This is a genomic window from Ruegeria sp. HKCCD6157, assembly GCF_013110685.1.
In the GTDB taxonomy this organism is placed as follows: Bacteria; Pseudomonadota; Alphaproteobacteria; order Rhodobacterales; family Rhodobacteraceae; genus Ruegeria.
This window is the reverse complement of record NZ_WVRB01000006.1, coordinates 76,436-90,075: the sequence shown is the minus strand read 5'-3', so window position 1 is coordinate 90,075 and position 13,640 is coordinate 76,436. Positions and strand designations below refer to the sequence as shown.

At 53.2% G+C, this 13,640-nt stretch carries 12 protein-coding genes and 1 pseudogene; 9 read left to right on the top strand and 4 right to left on the bottom strand.

Going from position 1 to position 13,640, the window contains the following annotated elements:
- Window positions 1-502: 502 nt before the first annotated feature.
- Together GS612_RS16815 and GS612_RS16810 are read left to right on the top strand one after the other, a co-directional pair.
- Window positions 503-1,099 carry a TetR/AcrR family transcriptional regulator gene (locus tag GS612_RS16815; RefSeq protein ID WP_171641891.1) on the top strand — a complete coding sequence of 199 codons (597 nt, stop codon included), beginning with the start codon at window positions 503-505 and terminating at the stop codon, window positions 1,097-1,099.
- A gap of 122 nt (window positions 1,100-1,221) precedes the next feature.
- Window positions 1,222-2,328 (top strand): alkene reductase, encoded by a 1,107-nt coding sequence (locus tag GS612_RS16810; protein WP_171641890.1) that lies wholly within the window; start codon window positions 1,222-1,224, stop codon window positions 2,326-2,328.
- A gap of 599 nt (window positions 2,329-2,927) precedes the next feature.
- Here the strand turns inward: GS612_RS16810 and GS612_RS16805 are convergent.
- Window positions 2,928-4,262, bottom strand: a complete 1,335-nt coding sequence (locus tag GS612_RS16805) for a hypothetical protein (protein ID WP_171641888.1) — start codon at window positions 4,260-4,262, stop codon at window positions 2,928-2,930.
- 99 nt (window positions 4,263-4,361) lie between these two features.
- Between GS612_RS16805 and GS612_RS16800 the strand changes: the two genes are divergently transcribed.
- The 3 genes from GS612_RS16800 to GS612_RS16790 are packed head-to-tail and all read left to right on the top strand — an operon-like array spanning window position 4,362 to window position 7,067.
- Entirely contained in the window at window positions 4,362-4,595 is a 234-nt protein-coding gene (locus GS612_RS16800; RefSeq protein ID WP_171641886.1) for a hypothetical protein, read from the top strand.
- A 10-nt stretch (window positions 4,596-4,605) separates the two neighbouring features.
- Entirely contained in the window at window positions 4,606-6,072 is a 1,467-nt protein-coding gene (gntH, locus tag GS612_RS16795) for a guanitoxin biosynthesis MBL fold metallo-hydrolase GntH (protein WP_216603628.1), read from the top strand.
- Window positions 6,073-6,086: 14 nt separating this feature from the next.
- Complete coding sequence (locus tag GS612_RS16790; RefSeq protein ID WP_171641884.1) at window positions 6,087-7,067, top strand: GTP-binding protein; 981 nt, start codon at window positions 6,087-6,089, stop codon at window positions 7,065-7,067.
- 454 nt (window positions 7,068-7,521) lie between these two features.
- Here GS612_RS16790 and GS612_RS16785 read toward each other — a convergent pair whose 3' ends face one another.
- Window positions 7,522-7,725 (bottom strand): hypothetical protein, encoded by a 204-nt coding sequence (locus tag GS612_RS16785; protein WP_171171731.1) that lies wholly within the window; start codon window positions 7,723-7,725, stop codon window positions 7,522-7,524.
- Window positions 7,726-7,788: 63 nt separating this feature from the next.
- Here GS612_RS16785 and GS612_RS16780 point away from each other — a divergent pair, with 63 nt between their 5' ends.
- From GS612_RS16780 to GS612_RS16770, 3 genes are read left to right on the top strand one after another with little or no spacing between them, the layout of a single operon-like run.
- Window positions 7,789-8,292 (top strand): aggregation factor core, encoded by a 504-nt coding sequence (locus GS612_RS16780; protein WP_152456622.1) that lies wholly within the window; start codon window positions 7,789-7,791, stop codon window positions 8,290-8,292.
- A 13-nt stretch (window positions 8,293-8,305) separates the two neighbouring features.
- Window positions 8,306-8,758 carry a TspO/MBR family protein gene (locus tag GS612_RS16775; protein WP_171171727.1) on the top strand — a complete coding sequence of 151 codons (453 nt, stop codon included), beginning with the start codon at window positions 8,306-8,308 and terminating at the stop codon, window positions 8,756-8,758.
- 50 nt (window positions 8,759-8,808) lie between these two features.
- Window positions 8,809-9,324, top strand: coding sequence for a CIA30 family protein (locus GS612_RS16770; RefSeq protein ID WP_253286207.1), 516 nt, complete (start codon window positions 8,809-8,811; stop codon window positions 9,322-9,324).
- Window positions 9,325-9,427: 103 nt separating this feature from the next.
- On the opposite strand, the gene GS612_RS16765 is transcribed toward GS612_RS16770, so the two are convergent.
- Window positions 9,428-10,738 carry a phospholipase D family protein gene (locus GS612_RS16765; protein ID WP_253286206.1) on the bottom strand — a complete coding sequence of 437 codons (1,311 nt, stop codon included), beginning with the start codon at window positions 10,736-10,738 and terminating at the stop codon, window positions 9,428-9,430.
- 493 nt (window positions 10,739-11,231) lie between these two features.
- Here GS612_RS16765 and GS612_RS20735 point away from each other — a divergent pair.
- Window positions 11,232-11,384, top strand: a pseudogene (locus tag GS612_RS20735) (adenylate/guanylate cyclase domain-containing protein); the annotation flags it as partial.
- A 209-nt stretch (window positions 11,385-11,593) separates the two neighbouring features.
- On the opposite strand, the gene GS612_RS16755 reads toward GS612_RS20735, so the two are convergent.
- Window positions 11,594-13,582, bottom strand: a complete 1,989-nt coding sequence (locus tag GS612_RS16755; RefSeq protein WP_371809360.1) for a DUF3604 domain-containing protein — start codon at window positions 13,580-13,582, stop codon at window positions 11,594-11,596.
- Window positions 13,583-13,640 lie beyond the last annotated feature (58 nt).

The window sequence follows — 13,640 nt, the reverse complement described above, 5'->3', positions numbered from 1 at the left end:
GGCCGAATAGGACCGCCAATTCTCATGCGGCCTTGGTGATCCTCTGTCTGGCTGAGAGCTTCGCCGGGTTGCATCTCAGTATGTGTTCCCAGCCGATCTGCTGAAATTCCGCCGGCCAGCCCAACCTCAAACAGGCCTGGTATGCCCGGAGACAACGAATGCACAAACTTTAGAAGATTGGCCAAATCGCTCTTTTCCAAAGGAAAAAAATGTGGTTTGAATCAGATGTAGGGGCAGAATCTTGCTCACTGCGGGATGTGACTGGTGTCCGCAATGCATCAGGGATGAACCGCAGAACTATGCGCAGATTTGGCGCAAAGCTTTGGGCGGCAAATGCCGAATTTTCTCTTGGGAATGAATAAGGGCCCCGCAGCGCTTCGGGCGGCCCTACATCATGGTGTAGCAAGTTCCTTTGCCGAGCAGACTTGCGAATGAAGTCGGATGAAAAGCTTTATCTGACTGGTCCCTTGAATTTCTGGACTGATCATTCCACATCTATGCCATGAACAAAGAAATCCTTCCAATTGCCGACATCAAGTCGCCCGTAGGCCCGGGTAGGCCTCGTGCCTTTGACGAAGCCGATGCTTTGGAAAAAGCCTTGTGCGTATTTTGGCACAAGGGCTACGAGGCCGCGTCGGTGGACGATCTGACCAAGGCCATGGGTTTGAGCCGTTCCAGCTTTTATGGAACCTTCGGAAACAAGCAGGCATTGTTTCGCAAAGCCCTCAGCCACTATTCAAGACGTGGTTTGAAAGCTTTGCGCGACGTCGCGGACGCGGGCGGAGATGACCCCGTCGGCGCGATAATGGAAGCCTTGGCGAACCCGCAAGGAGGTCGTGACGGCTGCATGCTGATCAACTGCCTTACCGAGCTTGCCCCGCATGATGATGAAGTGGCCGATCTCGGGCGCCACCATTTGGAGAGCATTGACGAAATTATTGCGGAAGCGCTTGAGCCTTCAGATCCAAGTCTGGCGCTCGACAGGGCGCGCGCCTATGCCTCCCTTGCCATTGGCACACTAGCCTTGCGTAAGGCGGGCGTTCCCGCTGAGCAGATATCGCAAACCCTGAAACAAGCCCGGTTGGTGATTTCACCATAAGGTCTCCCGCCACCATTACGAAATGAAACCTAACACAAACTCAAACAAGAGACAGTGAGCACAATATTGGACTAGTTGGTCCAATAATATCTGAACGAAGTTTACCAAAGAAGGAAGCAGCAATGGCTGATGAAAAACTGTTCTCGGGCATCAAAGCTGGTGCAATCGAGCTGAAGAACCGCATTGTCATGGCGCCACTTACCCGTAACCGGGCAAGAGCTGAGGATGACAGTGTCCATGAATTGCAGGCCGAGTACTACGCGCAGAGGGCAGCTGCTGGTCTGATCATCACGGAAGCATCGCAAATCTCGCCCCAAGGCAAAGGCTATGCCTGGACGCCCGGCATTTATTCCAAATCGCAAATCGACGGCTGGAAAAAAGTGACTGAGGCAGTCCATGCCAAAGACGGGAAGATCGTGATCCAGCTTTGGCATGTCGGACGGATTTCGCACTACAGCTTGCAGGAGGGTGGTGAAGCCCCTGTTGCGCCATCCGCAATTGGCGCTAAGGCCAAGACGTTTGATGGTGAGCAGTTTGTTGAAACTTCTGAACCGCGGGCTCTGGCCATCGAAGAAATTGCTGACATCGTTGCGGACTACCGGAGGGCCGCGGAAAACGCCAAAGAGGCTGGTTTCGACGGTGTAGAGGTCCATGCAGCCAACGGATACCTTATCGATCAGTTCCTGCGCGACGGGTCGAACAAGCGTCAAGACGAATACGGTGGTCCTGTTGAGAATAGAGCGCGATTCTTGAAAGAAGTCATGGACGCTGTTGTCGACGTGTGGGGTGCCGACCGCGTCGGTGTCCGCCTCAGCCCGTTCTCGGACGCTAACAACATTTTCGACAGCGACCCACAGGCGACGTTCTCGCATGCGATCAAATTGTTGAATAGCTATGGGTTGGCCTATCTCCATCTCGTAGAAGGGCAGACCGGCGGCCCGCGCGATATTCCTGAAGGTGGTGACCTAAAAGCGCTCTATGAATTGTTTGACGGAGTGAAAATGGGCAACAACGCTTATGACCGAGACATGGCGATTGAAGCAGTTGAGACCGGCGCCGTCGACCTGGTGGCCTTTGGTCGGCCGTTTATTTCCAACCCGGATCTTGTCAACCGGCTGGAGAAAGACGCCGCACTGAATGAGCTCGATCCAACCACTCTCTACGGCGGCAATGAAAAAGGGTATACCGATTATCCGGCACTGGAAGAGGAAGCAGTCGCTGCAGAGTGATACATCGCTCTTAACCCCATAGCGACAGGCTATGCCAAGCAAAGTGAGCGCGCCGGCTTGGACGCGCTCACCCAGCAACTACGGAGATCTCTATTCTTAAGGCGAGGGCCTATCACAAGCCTGAAAATGAACTGCTGCCATATGATCAAGTTGGAATTTATCCTATCAGGATGCATCCTTGTTTGAGAGGCGCCCGGTTTTAGTTGAGGGAGACGTGCAGTGGCTACAATCAATTGAACGCGTTTCTCGAGCCGCGCATTGTCGCAAGTAAATCGTGCAAAATAGTTCAGTCTTTTGGCGTAGTCTTTGCGGTTACGGCCCCTTGTGTTGCTGAATCCCGCAAAGGTCCTCCTTAGGAACCTTGGGTTCTATGCAACTTTTCTTGCTTGGACTTTCGCAAATGTCTCCGATGCGCAGAAAGCGGGCTGTGCAAAGTCGTCCGGATTCGTCAATTCTTGCAATCTTCAATGGCTTTCAACGCTGTAAAGTCTTCGGACAAAGACCAATCATTCGAGTTCAACGTCGCTTTGTACCTCTGGATGTGACATCAAGGTTTGACCCTAGAACACTTTGCATCGGCTGCGATACGACGTGTTTGATCAGTATCTAGCCAGAGTATCAAGTATGGCTTGCCGCGTTGCGTCATCATTGTGGAAGATCCTGCCGGCGAGAAACTCCGATGGAAACTCAGGCCACGTTTTGCGCATTTCAGTGACCAGTCGTTGTGCTTCTTGCGAATGTCCCAGCTGATCCTGCGCAACGGCCTGGAATAGGAGCGACGGAGCACTTACGGGCGCACCGGCAGCGGGCGCGCCTTGAAATGCTTCGACAACCTTTTCGTAATTCCCGAGCATGAGCTGCGATACACCCCAAATATTACGTGCGCCAAAGCGGCCCGACCCTGACCTTAGTCTTTCGGGATTGCTAACCTCGGCAGCAAGTTCCGGTGCGTTAGCCAGGATGGCTGTGATGCCGACAAGATCCAGGATATGACCATCATTCGGAGCAAGTTCGACGGACATTCTTGCATATTTTTTTGCCTCGACTGGATTATTTTGGGCAGCCAATACCCAACCATTTGCACCGTTTGCCCAGGCATCTGTCGGAGACAGATCAAGCGCCCTTCCCGACATCTCCGAAGCCTTGCTGATGAGGTCATCTCTTTGCGCTGTGTCCGGGGACAAAATAGCCAAAGTCGCCAGAACTTGTGCCGATCCGGCGTAGCCATCGGAAAGTGCCGGGTCCAGCTCCGTGGCATGCTGGAACATTCCCAATGCTATTTGCTGTCGTTTGATATCGAAAACAGGAAAAAACATGCCTCTGGCTTGATCCGCAAGGTTAGCCGCCTGAAGTCTCGTCAAGGACTGCTCACCAAGGGCTGCTCTTTCAGCCTGTCCTAGGGATTGGGTTGGGGGCAGAACCACATTGCTATGTTGAGCCAGCCAAAAGCTAAGTCCAGCAATCAAAACAAGACAACCCAGTCCAAGCGGCAGCAACTTTCGCAAACGCGGATGTTCGGCAGGCACATCGCTACTCGGTACCTCTGAAGTGTCGTCTGCTGTCATATTTTTTTGCGAAAACCGTGGCTTGTATCCACCCGGATCAACAAAAATGCGAACCCCTTTGCCGTTCCATTGATCTTCGTAAAACTCATTAAGCAGTCGACGCAGCCGTCTGGCTTCAACGCGAACGAGATTTCGGCCACCGGTGCCATCAATACTTCGACCGTAAACTTCGACTGCGATTGCCTTGCCTCGGATTTGGGCGCCGCGACCAGCGAGAGTTTCTTCGACCACGTAAGTAATAAATTGCTGGAGTCGCGGCGAAGCCTGGAACGCGACGCTTGAAACAACGCTCTGAAGTGCCTGTCGGACAAGCTCCGGCGATGGCGGTGCAATATCTTGATCTATCGGCAATTCATTAGCTTGGTTCAAAGCAAACTCACCCCCAACTCACGGTGACTCACTTGGCCTGCATCGTCAACCGCACTCATCTTGATCTGAGAATAGATAGTGGGAACCATGGATAATCCAGTGACTTGGGAACTGAGTGACGAGCTTGCAGAGCTTTCCGATGCGCTTTCAGGGTATAACCAAGCGGATGCGTTGCTCAGCGAGGCAATCGAAGACCTGAAGAAAGTATCGGCACTGTTGGATGACACATCGATACCAGCCCCAGAGCGCGCGGAATGGACCCACATCAAATCTGAGCTGATCAACGAGCTTCGCCGGATGGTGAAGCGAAGCCTTCGCAACACTTCTAACTGAGGACTGGTCCATGACTAAGGAAGACACTGGGAAAGACCTGGGCAACAAACAGGGGCAACCAACAGAGCAAATAGAAGACCCATCGCGGCGGAGTGTTCTAAAGGGTTTGGCCACTGGAGCGGCCGCGACAGGGGCGGCTGGGTTTGCGGCAGGAAGTGCCGAGGCCCACGAAGGAGACGGCCCCCTGGGAGAAACACTCAAGAACCCATATGGCGGTCGACCCGCAGGCGGCATATCATTGCCAGAGTACTTCCGCCCGACGAAGTACATGACCGGTTCAAACGCGAACTATTTTCCACTGAGTGAGGAGTTGGGGCCAGATGAGATGCGCATCTCATTCTGTGGTTCAACACCGTATCCACCGCGCGAAGATCAGGCGGGTACTTGTATCATGGTGGAGTTGGGGAATGGAAAGCGGTTCTTCTTCGATTTTGGATCCGGTTGTGTTCGCAACATCATTGCCATGCAAGTACCTGGGCAACTGATCAACGACATCTTCATCTCTCACCTGCATGTCGACCACTATGCCGACATTCCGTATATTTACCCGTTCCGTGCCTGGTCGGGTGGCTACACGCCATTGCGCATTCACGGTCCCTCTGGTCGGACACCCGAGCTTGGTACAGCCGGAATGGTCAAAGGCATGCAACAGATGCTCAAATGGCATCTGGAGGCCTTTGATGTGTTCCCGATTGGGGACGGCTACGAGATCGAAGTCAACGAATTCGATTTCCGTCAGGAAGGCGGCATCGTTTATGACGAAGATGGCGTGACTGTTCGGTCCTGGCCACGAAGCCATGCCAAGGACGGTGCGGTTGGCTATCGGCTCGATTGGAACGGGCTGAGCTTTGTATGGACCGGCGATGGTCGCCCGGATGAGCTTTCACGGAAATACGGCGAAGGTGTTGATGTCTTTGTAACCGAAATGTCGGGACAGGATATTGGTCAGCTGATGACCTACAAATATGGTATCCCACAAGATCTCTTTAACTACACTATCGATACCCATCACACCTCCCACTATGCCGTGGGTAAGCTCTTTGCTGACACAAGGCCGCGTTTGGGAATGGTGACACACTATACCCAGGACGAAGACATCGATGCAGAAATGCTGGCTGGTATTCGCGCCCATTACGACGGTCTGTTCCAATGGGGTCTCGATGTAGCCGTTGTAAACGTGACCAAGGATGCAATCTGGTACAGGAAAGCTGCACTGCCCGGAAAATCCGGTACCGTTCCGCCATTCCGCGAACTGGCTGCGGCAGCTGAGGCCGGACGTATTGAGCTTCCGGATGAAATCACACTACCGAACCCGAGGCTCACCCGAGCAGATCAGCAAGATCAGAAGTACAGAGATATGGAGATTGATCCACGCGAGTACTACCCAACTGACGTTTTCCGAGCACCCGGCGGGGACTGGCCGCAGGACTTTACCATCAAAGTTTCGGATGTAATCGGCACGCGTGATGAAGACTGAGAGGAGATCGAACGATGATTGAATTTGGTTCGACTTCTGCGATCCCCGTGACGATCCTTACCGGCTTTCTAGGAGCCGGTAAGACAACACTTTTGAACCGCATCCTGACAGGCAATCACGGGTTGCGGGTTGCGGTTCTGGTAAATGACTTTGGATCCATCAATGTCGATGCCGATCTTGTAGTCGGCCTCGAAGATGATGTGATGAGCCTGGCGAATGGTTGCGTTTGCTGCTCGATACGAGATGACCTGATCGAAACGGTGGAAGCCGTACTTGCCCGGCCTGAGAAGCCGGAATACATCGTCCTTGAGGCAAGTGGAGTGTCGGACCCGTCGTCAATCGCGATGACATTTACCGATCAGAAGTTTCGGGACATGATCCGCTTGGACAGCCTAATGTGTCTTGTCGATGCGGAACAGCTATTTGCTGCGCCGGAACAAATGGAACTGAAGCTCCGTCAAATCGCGTTCTCGGACATGGTTATTTTGAACAAGGTCGATCTCGTCGACAGGGCAGCTGTTCAGAAGGTGCACGATTGGCTTGGGTCTCGCTTCCGTCGATATCGCCTGGTCGAAGCTGTCAATGCCGACGTCCCACTGGACATACTTCTTTCCGTTGGTCGCTTTGCCGCCGAACAGCTCGAAACAGCGATACCCGATCATCACGAACATGGACCAGATTGTGGTTGTGACCACTCTGATCACTCGGACAGTTTCTCAACAACCATGATGAAAGCTGAACGCCCAATAAGCCTATCTTCTCTCCGGAACGCAATTCGGAAGCTTCCAGGCGATGTCTATCGCCTCAAGGGTTTTGTTTTTAGCGAGGAGGACCCGGATCATCGCATTCTCGTTCAGGTCGTTGGAAAACGTATGGACATCGCAAGGGATGGGGTATGGGGCCACCGAAAACGCGAAACAAGGCTTGTTGCAATAGGTGCACCGGGTGCCCTGTCAGAATGCGAGCTTTCCGATGCGTTGTTGGCGACCGTATAGCGGCAAGTTCGACCAAACTTGCTTGCGTGTGATTCTTAAATTCCAACTCGTAACCGCTCGAAAACCCGCAGCGCCAAGGACCAAATAAGGAGAAACACCTGATTGCTGAAACAGATTGGGAAATTGGTTCAAGCGATCACATGACCCGCACCTGCCACTGCGTTTGTATTATCGGGCACGGCTGTATGCGCGCAGGACGTCTCAGGTCCAGAACTTGACGATGCAGCCCCGGAACCCGGATTGCCGAGTACAGCCGGAGGACAAGATGCCGAGTTGTTTTCTGCTTTCCACGGGCCCGAGGCGTTACCTCGGGTCGCAAATCTCCTTTTCTGGGGTTCTAGGGGCAAAGACAGGATGCCTATATTTTTTCAACCGAGGAAAATCTGGAAGCCATGCAGCGGGTGACGTCAGTGTTTTAACAAAGTCAGGCGAGGTCGGAACAATGCACTGCGCGTCAGTGTTGCACGCCAATGTTCCCGGTGAATTGCGTGCGGCGCTTCTCATCAGGGACTTTGGGAGCGATTCCGACGATCCACCCGTGGCAGTCGAAGTTATTGGCCACCTGCATTTCATCGAGGCCGCACTTGATCTCCGAGGCGCGATTGTAGCCGTAACTTCGAAAGCAATTATTGGCTGAACCACGATAGGCAAAAGGCATTAATCTGATCCAAGACACCCGCCGAGGCGTATTTATCAAGTACCTCTTAACAAGGAGAAAAGAATGCTTCCACCCAGCATTATCGCTGCGACCCTTGGGTTTTTCGCAGCCACTTCGCTTCAAGCTGGTGTTCAAATTCGCTTCGTAGAGGGCGCACCAAAGGATCGTTTTGTTCTGACAAATGTCGGAACGTGCGACGTCGTAGCCTCGACCGTCAAAATTGACTTGTCGCAATCTGCCGGAAGCTTGATTTTCGACGTTACCGAAAAAGGCGCTGGCGTGGAGGTTTTTCAACCTCTCGAATTCGTTGAAGGTGCTGACGCACTGCGTCAGCTTCCGTCGGTCGTGGACGGGCAAAATACAATTGAACTTGAGATCGCCTCCCTCGCGGCAGGGGAACAACTCGCTTTTACCATCGATGTAGATGACACCATTGGGCAACGCGAAATCACTGTTTCTGGGTCGGAGATCGAGGGCGCCATGGTGTCATATACTGCCTCGGATGAGACCAATACTGCGACCTTCTCTTCCGAAGCGTTCGTCAACGTGATGACCAAGGATTGCTGAGAGCTGCCCGGCAATGTCGAACTGGTTGATCCGCATAGCATTTCTTGCGCTCATGCTCGGAGGCGGCATCCTGATCGGGATACTAACCGCACCCGGTGATTGGTATGCGCAACTTTCTAAACCTGCTTTCAATCCACCAAATTGGATTTTTGGCCCGGTTTGGACGGCGCTTTATGTATTGATCGCGATGGCGGGTTGGCGCCAGTTCGAAGCAGACCGGAGCTCGGCCGCCATGAAGTTGTGGTGGGCGCAGATGGGGCTGAACTTTTTGTGGTCACCAACCTTTTTCGTACTGCAAATGCCGTGGGTTGCCTTTGTGGTCATTGTTGCGTTGCTGGCTGTCATCTTCGTGTTCATCGCTCGGGTGAGGAACTCGGATCCGGTCTCCGCGCTGGCCTTCCTGCCGTATTGTGCATGGGTCGCATTTGCCACGGCGCTTAATCTTTCCATTGCGATACTGAATTGAGACGGAACAACATGCGTGCCAACTTCTTTGGGCTTTTTTCGGGGCTTGTTATGCTCGGATCTACAATGGCACAGGCTGATGAAAACCTTGCTGAGGACTTTTCCAAGTCTCCGGAGACGCTTTGGGACTATGTTGCGGACACAGTCATGGGAGGCGTCTCTTCAGGGCAGGTGCAGTTTCGTTCGGAAGGTGATGTCGCATTCGCGCGTCTGATCGGAACCGTCAGTACAAAAAACAACGGCGGCTTCATCCAGTTCCGACACAAGTTGCCTGATCGGCCCGATGCGGGCGTATCGGGCGTAAGGCTGTTGGTCCGGGGTAACGGCGAGCAATACTTTGTTCACCTCAGGACACGTGGCACCGTGCTTCCTTGGCAATACTACCAGGCCGAGTTTCCAACTTCAGAAGACTGGACCGAAGTCTCTTTGCCTTTGTCAGCCTTCAAGGCTTCAGGTGCCATGTTGCGCGCTATTCCCGTCGCTGACGAAATCACCTCGGTTGGAGTTGTAGCCTATGGGCGCGATCACGAGGCCCGTGTGGATGTCAGCGAGATTGGGTTTTACTGAAGGTCGCCCGGGCGATGGCCAGAAATACGTCTGGGCGTCCCCCTTTCGGTGTAGCGCGCCCCCAAAAAGGGCGACATGCCATCAGATTATTTGTCAAAAAGACCTAAAGCTGCGACCCAATTGGCAAAATACTTAGGAAACCGGAAACTATGTGATCCCAGGCTGATCCTGTCGGCTCGGATTCATATTCAAGGACGTTGCCATCATCATCTCTTGTCGTCCATTTAAGCTGGCCAGCTTGCTCGAGTGTGACATGATATGTGTATGCGGGCAGCACGTCGTCCAGGGCACCCATCGTCTGTGCAGTCAATGCTGGCGAGTCAATCAGAATTCCCATCTCGGTGTTGATGTTGACAGACCGGGGGTCCCAGTTGAACGACCCTACGAACAAGTATCGGTCATCAACCGCAAATGCCTTGGAGTGTAGGCCTGATCGCGATTGAGCCCAGTTAATCCCGCGGCGTTGAACTTGATAAGCGTCGGGTCGCAGTTCGTAGAGTTCTACTCCACCGCGCAAAAGTGCTCGGCGTTCTTTAGCGTAGTGTGCGTAAACGGGTGCGACGTCGTTAGATGCAAGTGAATTGGTTACGACCTTTACGTCGACCCCGCGCTTCTCGAGTTCGGTCAACCATTTCACACCGTTGTTGCGCGGCACAAAATAGGCGGACACGATATTCACCTCACTGCGGGCATTCTCAAAATACGGAAGCAATTGAGATGCCAGAACGGGGTCTGAACTATCCAGACCCGCCGCTTTTGAAGGCGGATCAGCATATAGTTTCGCAGGCAGCCAATCCAGTGACAGGGCTCCATCTGCGAAGTTCTTTTGTGCTGACTTTCTGAGGGCGGCGCCGTACTGCGTTTGCTTCGCTTCTTCGACCAGTTCCTTCAACCTGCCTCGCGCATCGCTAAGGTCAAATTCTTCGGGTTCCCCAACGACCGCACGCGCCGGAACGGCGAACTCGCTGTTCCAGTAAGAGTCAAAGCTACGCGACACCTCGCGCACAACGGGGCCTGCGGCCAGCACATCCAGATCAGCGTAGTTCATTTCTTCCCGGGCCAGAAAGTACTCGGCACCGATGTTCCTTCCACCCACAATCGTGAACACATTGTCTGCCGTCATGGACTTGTTGTGCATTCTTCGATTGATGCGTTTGAAATCTGTGATACCTGCAATCAAAAGGCTCTGATCTCGCCAAAATGGATTGAATAGCCTGATCTCAATATTTTTGTGATTGTCCAACGCGGCCGTCATCGCGTCATAGCTGGACGTGTCCATGTCATCCAGCAACAATCGGACACGAACACCCCGATCTGCTGCCTGCAAAAGACTGGCTGCAAAAAGGTGACCTGTTGGGTCGTTGTGCAGAAGGTAGTATTGCGCGTCTATCGTTCGCTCGGCAGCAGCCGCCAACAGCAGCCGTGAAACAAGCGCTTCTTCTCCATCACTGATCAGCTTGATGCCTGACCGACCGTCTTTGGGGTCCCCTAGGCGATCGGCCGCCTGGCCCAGAGCCGTGCCCGAATTCGCCGGCAGCGCAGCCGATGCTGTCTTTTCATATGTACGGGATTTTGGAGCGCAAGCGACAAGAAACAGCGCGCAACAAAACCCAATCACGAACTTCCATTGCGCCATAGGTTTCCTCCAACCGTATGCCCTAGGTGACTACGCCGGACCATGCGATGGCAAGTTTGTTCTATGACGCCTGAGGTTGTTTCGTTTGTAAGTGTTGATTTCGCATACCAGCAATGGCGGAATTGTCAGTCTGATGCCGGGCGACGGTTTGATGGCTCTTTTTGGAGTTCCGCAGCCGCCGCCGAACTCTGCGCAAAGCTCAGTGTAGGAAGGGTATGAAATGCATAACACGATTGAGATGTAAGTTCACGCACGGCGCTCAGAAGGGAAAAGTAACCTGAAAATCAGCATCGGAATAGCGACTGGCGAAGTCGTCGCAGGCTATACCGGTACGGATAGTTGGGCGACGTATACTTGTATCGGATCGACCGTAAACCTTGCCGCTTACCTTGGGACAGAGACGCAGAAAACCGGAAGCCTTTAATTGATTGATCAAGAAATCTTCGATCTGTCGGTGGGGGCAAATGTGTTGGACACATTTGGTGGAACCATGATCAAGGGTTTCTCCGATCCATTCGGCATCCATGCGCTATGACCAATCGAGCGACCTCAAAAAATGGCTGAAATACTTGAAGTATTCGACGCAGTTTATGAGGACTTAGAGCGTAAAGCAGAACAGTCAGTAAGCTCGGACTATCGGTCAGGGGCGTACCAAATTGGCGAAGTGTATGCGCGTTCCTGCGCTGTCAATGGGACATTGTCTGGCATTTGTATTCCAAACTTAACGGCATCATACGCCGTCCAGCGGGGTGTCGGAATTTCAATCACTCGGGCGTAGTAAAACGCGCTTTCTAACGGATCAAAGTCGGGATCCTGCCACACGGTTCCCAACTCAGAAGCACCTATCGTGTTGGTCCACGAGGGGATTGAAAGGTTAACTGTGGTGCCTATGGATGGCAGCTTACCAGCGGCATCTGGTTCGCGGGAACCGGACCAGGCCACATCGTAGACTTTTTCCCGTTGCTCTCCATCTGCATCTAACCAACCCTTTATGATCTGGATTCGATCCAAGTTTGCTCCTATCGGATCACGAAGCGCGTATACCAGAAAAGTAGGAGAGCCTTCCCCAGGGCCAAGATCGCCACCCATCGGCACACCTTTGGTGTATCCCACAAGCGCCAAGTCCCGCCGCAAGGCATCCTCTTCGGTAAAAGTATATCCACCGAACATACGGACGCGCATTCGGGGACCTGTTGTTGCGTAAGTTTCACGCCGATGCATCGCATCCCAGATGGCTGTGCGGGAATTCTCCTCGGCCCATACTGCTGTCAGACCGCCGGTAATATATTGCGACGACCGCAGCGCAACAGTCCCGTCAGCATACGTCTTGCTGACATGTTGGCTCCGTTCTTCGCTGGGCTCGTAGCCGGTAAATTTTCCGAAGAAATTGTCGTTGTCTGGGGCGGTCAAACCTGTGTGCGTGTCACTGGCCCCACCCAAACCAAACTTGAAAGGGTTCACCCCAAGAATTTTTTGAAGCGACAGGCCGCGAAGCAACCCGGATCGGGCATATTCGCCGGGCAACATATCCGCCTCTTTTCGAACCGAAGCATCAAGGTTACCGAAGTCCCACGTTTCGAAGTCAGCAAATTCATCATCAGGTGAAAGGAGCGGGTGGGCCTCACCGTCCCCCTTTATCTGGGTTGGTTCATATAGCCTTTCCCATTTGTTTCGCGCTTCTGCATATGCGGGATCCAACGGCACCCCGTCTGCGAAATCGTCAACGAGCGGGAACATCCAGCCGTTCGATAAGTTTCCATTGTGCGGAATAGCAAGCACACGCCCGCCGGTTGTTTGCTCATAGTTTTCCAACCACTTCCAAAGATCACGAGGGTTTGGTGAGCCTACCGGGGGCGTCGTTGTATAAGGCAGTATCTGCCTTGTGAGCCCAGGGCCGTCGCGAAATATCACGTTTCGGTGCAAATTGTTCCCTGCAACCAGAGATGTCCATTCATAGGCTATGAAGGTGCTGAACACGCCGGGGTCATTGTACTCCTCCGCGGCATCAATAATGTCGTCCCAAACACGGGCGTAAGCGGGATTGCCGGGTTGATAGTTTAGCGCAGGGGAAACCTGTCCTTGAGCAAATGCCGCGGTAAGCTCAAGCGCAGCTGCCAAGGCGGCTTCCCCACCTTTGTTGAATTCCTCGTGGAAATATCTGCCTTGCTCATCCGCCAGGATGTTGGGTGCACCCCCAATGATGTCGGTGATTGCTCCCATCGCATCCGAATGGTCTGTAATCATGAAGAAATCGAGAGGTATCGAAAGTTTTACTGGTTGACCCGTGTTAGAGATTACCTCTTCGCCACGCGCAAACCGATAAGCATCTCGCGGCATCAGGCGTGTCCCGCCGCCGCCAGCATCCCCGGACAGTCCAGTATGAACGTGGGTGTCTCCAAAATAGACTTGAGTTGGATACGCACGCTCAGCGTAAGGTGAATAAGGGCGACCAGAAGGTCCAGAAAGCCCAGACGGGTTTATTGCATCCTGAGCAAGGATTGGGTTCCCCAAAATGAGAGCGAGGGGCAAAACATAGCGAAACAACTTTTCCTCCATAATTGGAGGCATCATAACACAACACCGGTACGGAGTTTTCCGGCCGAGAATAAATGTCTTCTGCACTTGAGGAGTAGACCCTCGGTGAACTTCACCAAATGGCTGCAACGAGCCGGGCGCAGCA

Coding starts and splice junctions, on each gene's coding strand:
- GS612_RS16815 (WP_171641891.1), top strand. CDS start 503: ATGAACAAAGAAATCCTTCCAATTGCCGACATCAAGTCGCCCGTAGGC.
- GS612_RS16810 (WP_171641890.1), top strand. CDS start 1,222: ATGGCTGATGAAAAACTGTTCTCGGGCATCAAAGCTGGTGCAATCGAG.
- gntH (WP_216603628.1), top strand. CDS start 4,606: ATGACTAAGGAAGACACTGGGAAAGACCTGGGCAACAAACAGGGGCAA.
- GS612_RS16790 (WP_171641884.1), top strand. CDS start 6,087: ATGATTGAATTTGGTTCGACTTCTGCGATCCCCGTGACGATCCTTACC.
- GS612_RS16785 (WP_171171731.1), bottom strand. CDS start 7,725: ATGCCTTTTGCCTATCGTGGTTCAGCCAATAATTGCTTTCGAAGTTAC.
- GS612_RS16780 (WP_152456622.1), top strand. CDS start 7,789: ATGCTTCCACCCAGCATTATCGCTGCGACCCTTGGGTTTTTCGCAGCC.
- GS612_RS16775 (WP_171171727.1), top strand. CDS start 8,306: ATGTCGAACTGGTTGATCCGCATAGCATTTCTTGCGCTCATGCTCGGA.
- GS612_RS16770 (WP_253286207.1), top strand. CDS start 8,809: ATGCTCGGATCTACAATGGCACAGGCTGATGAAAACCTTGCTGAGGAC.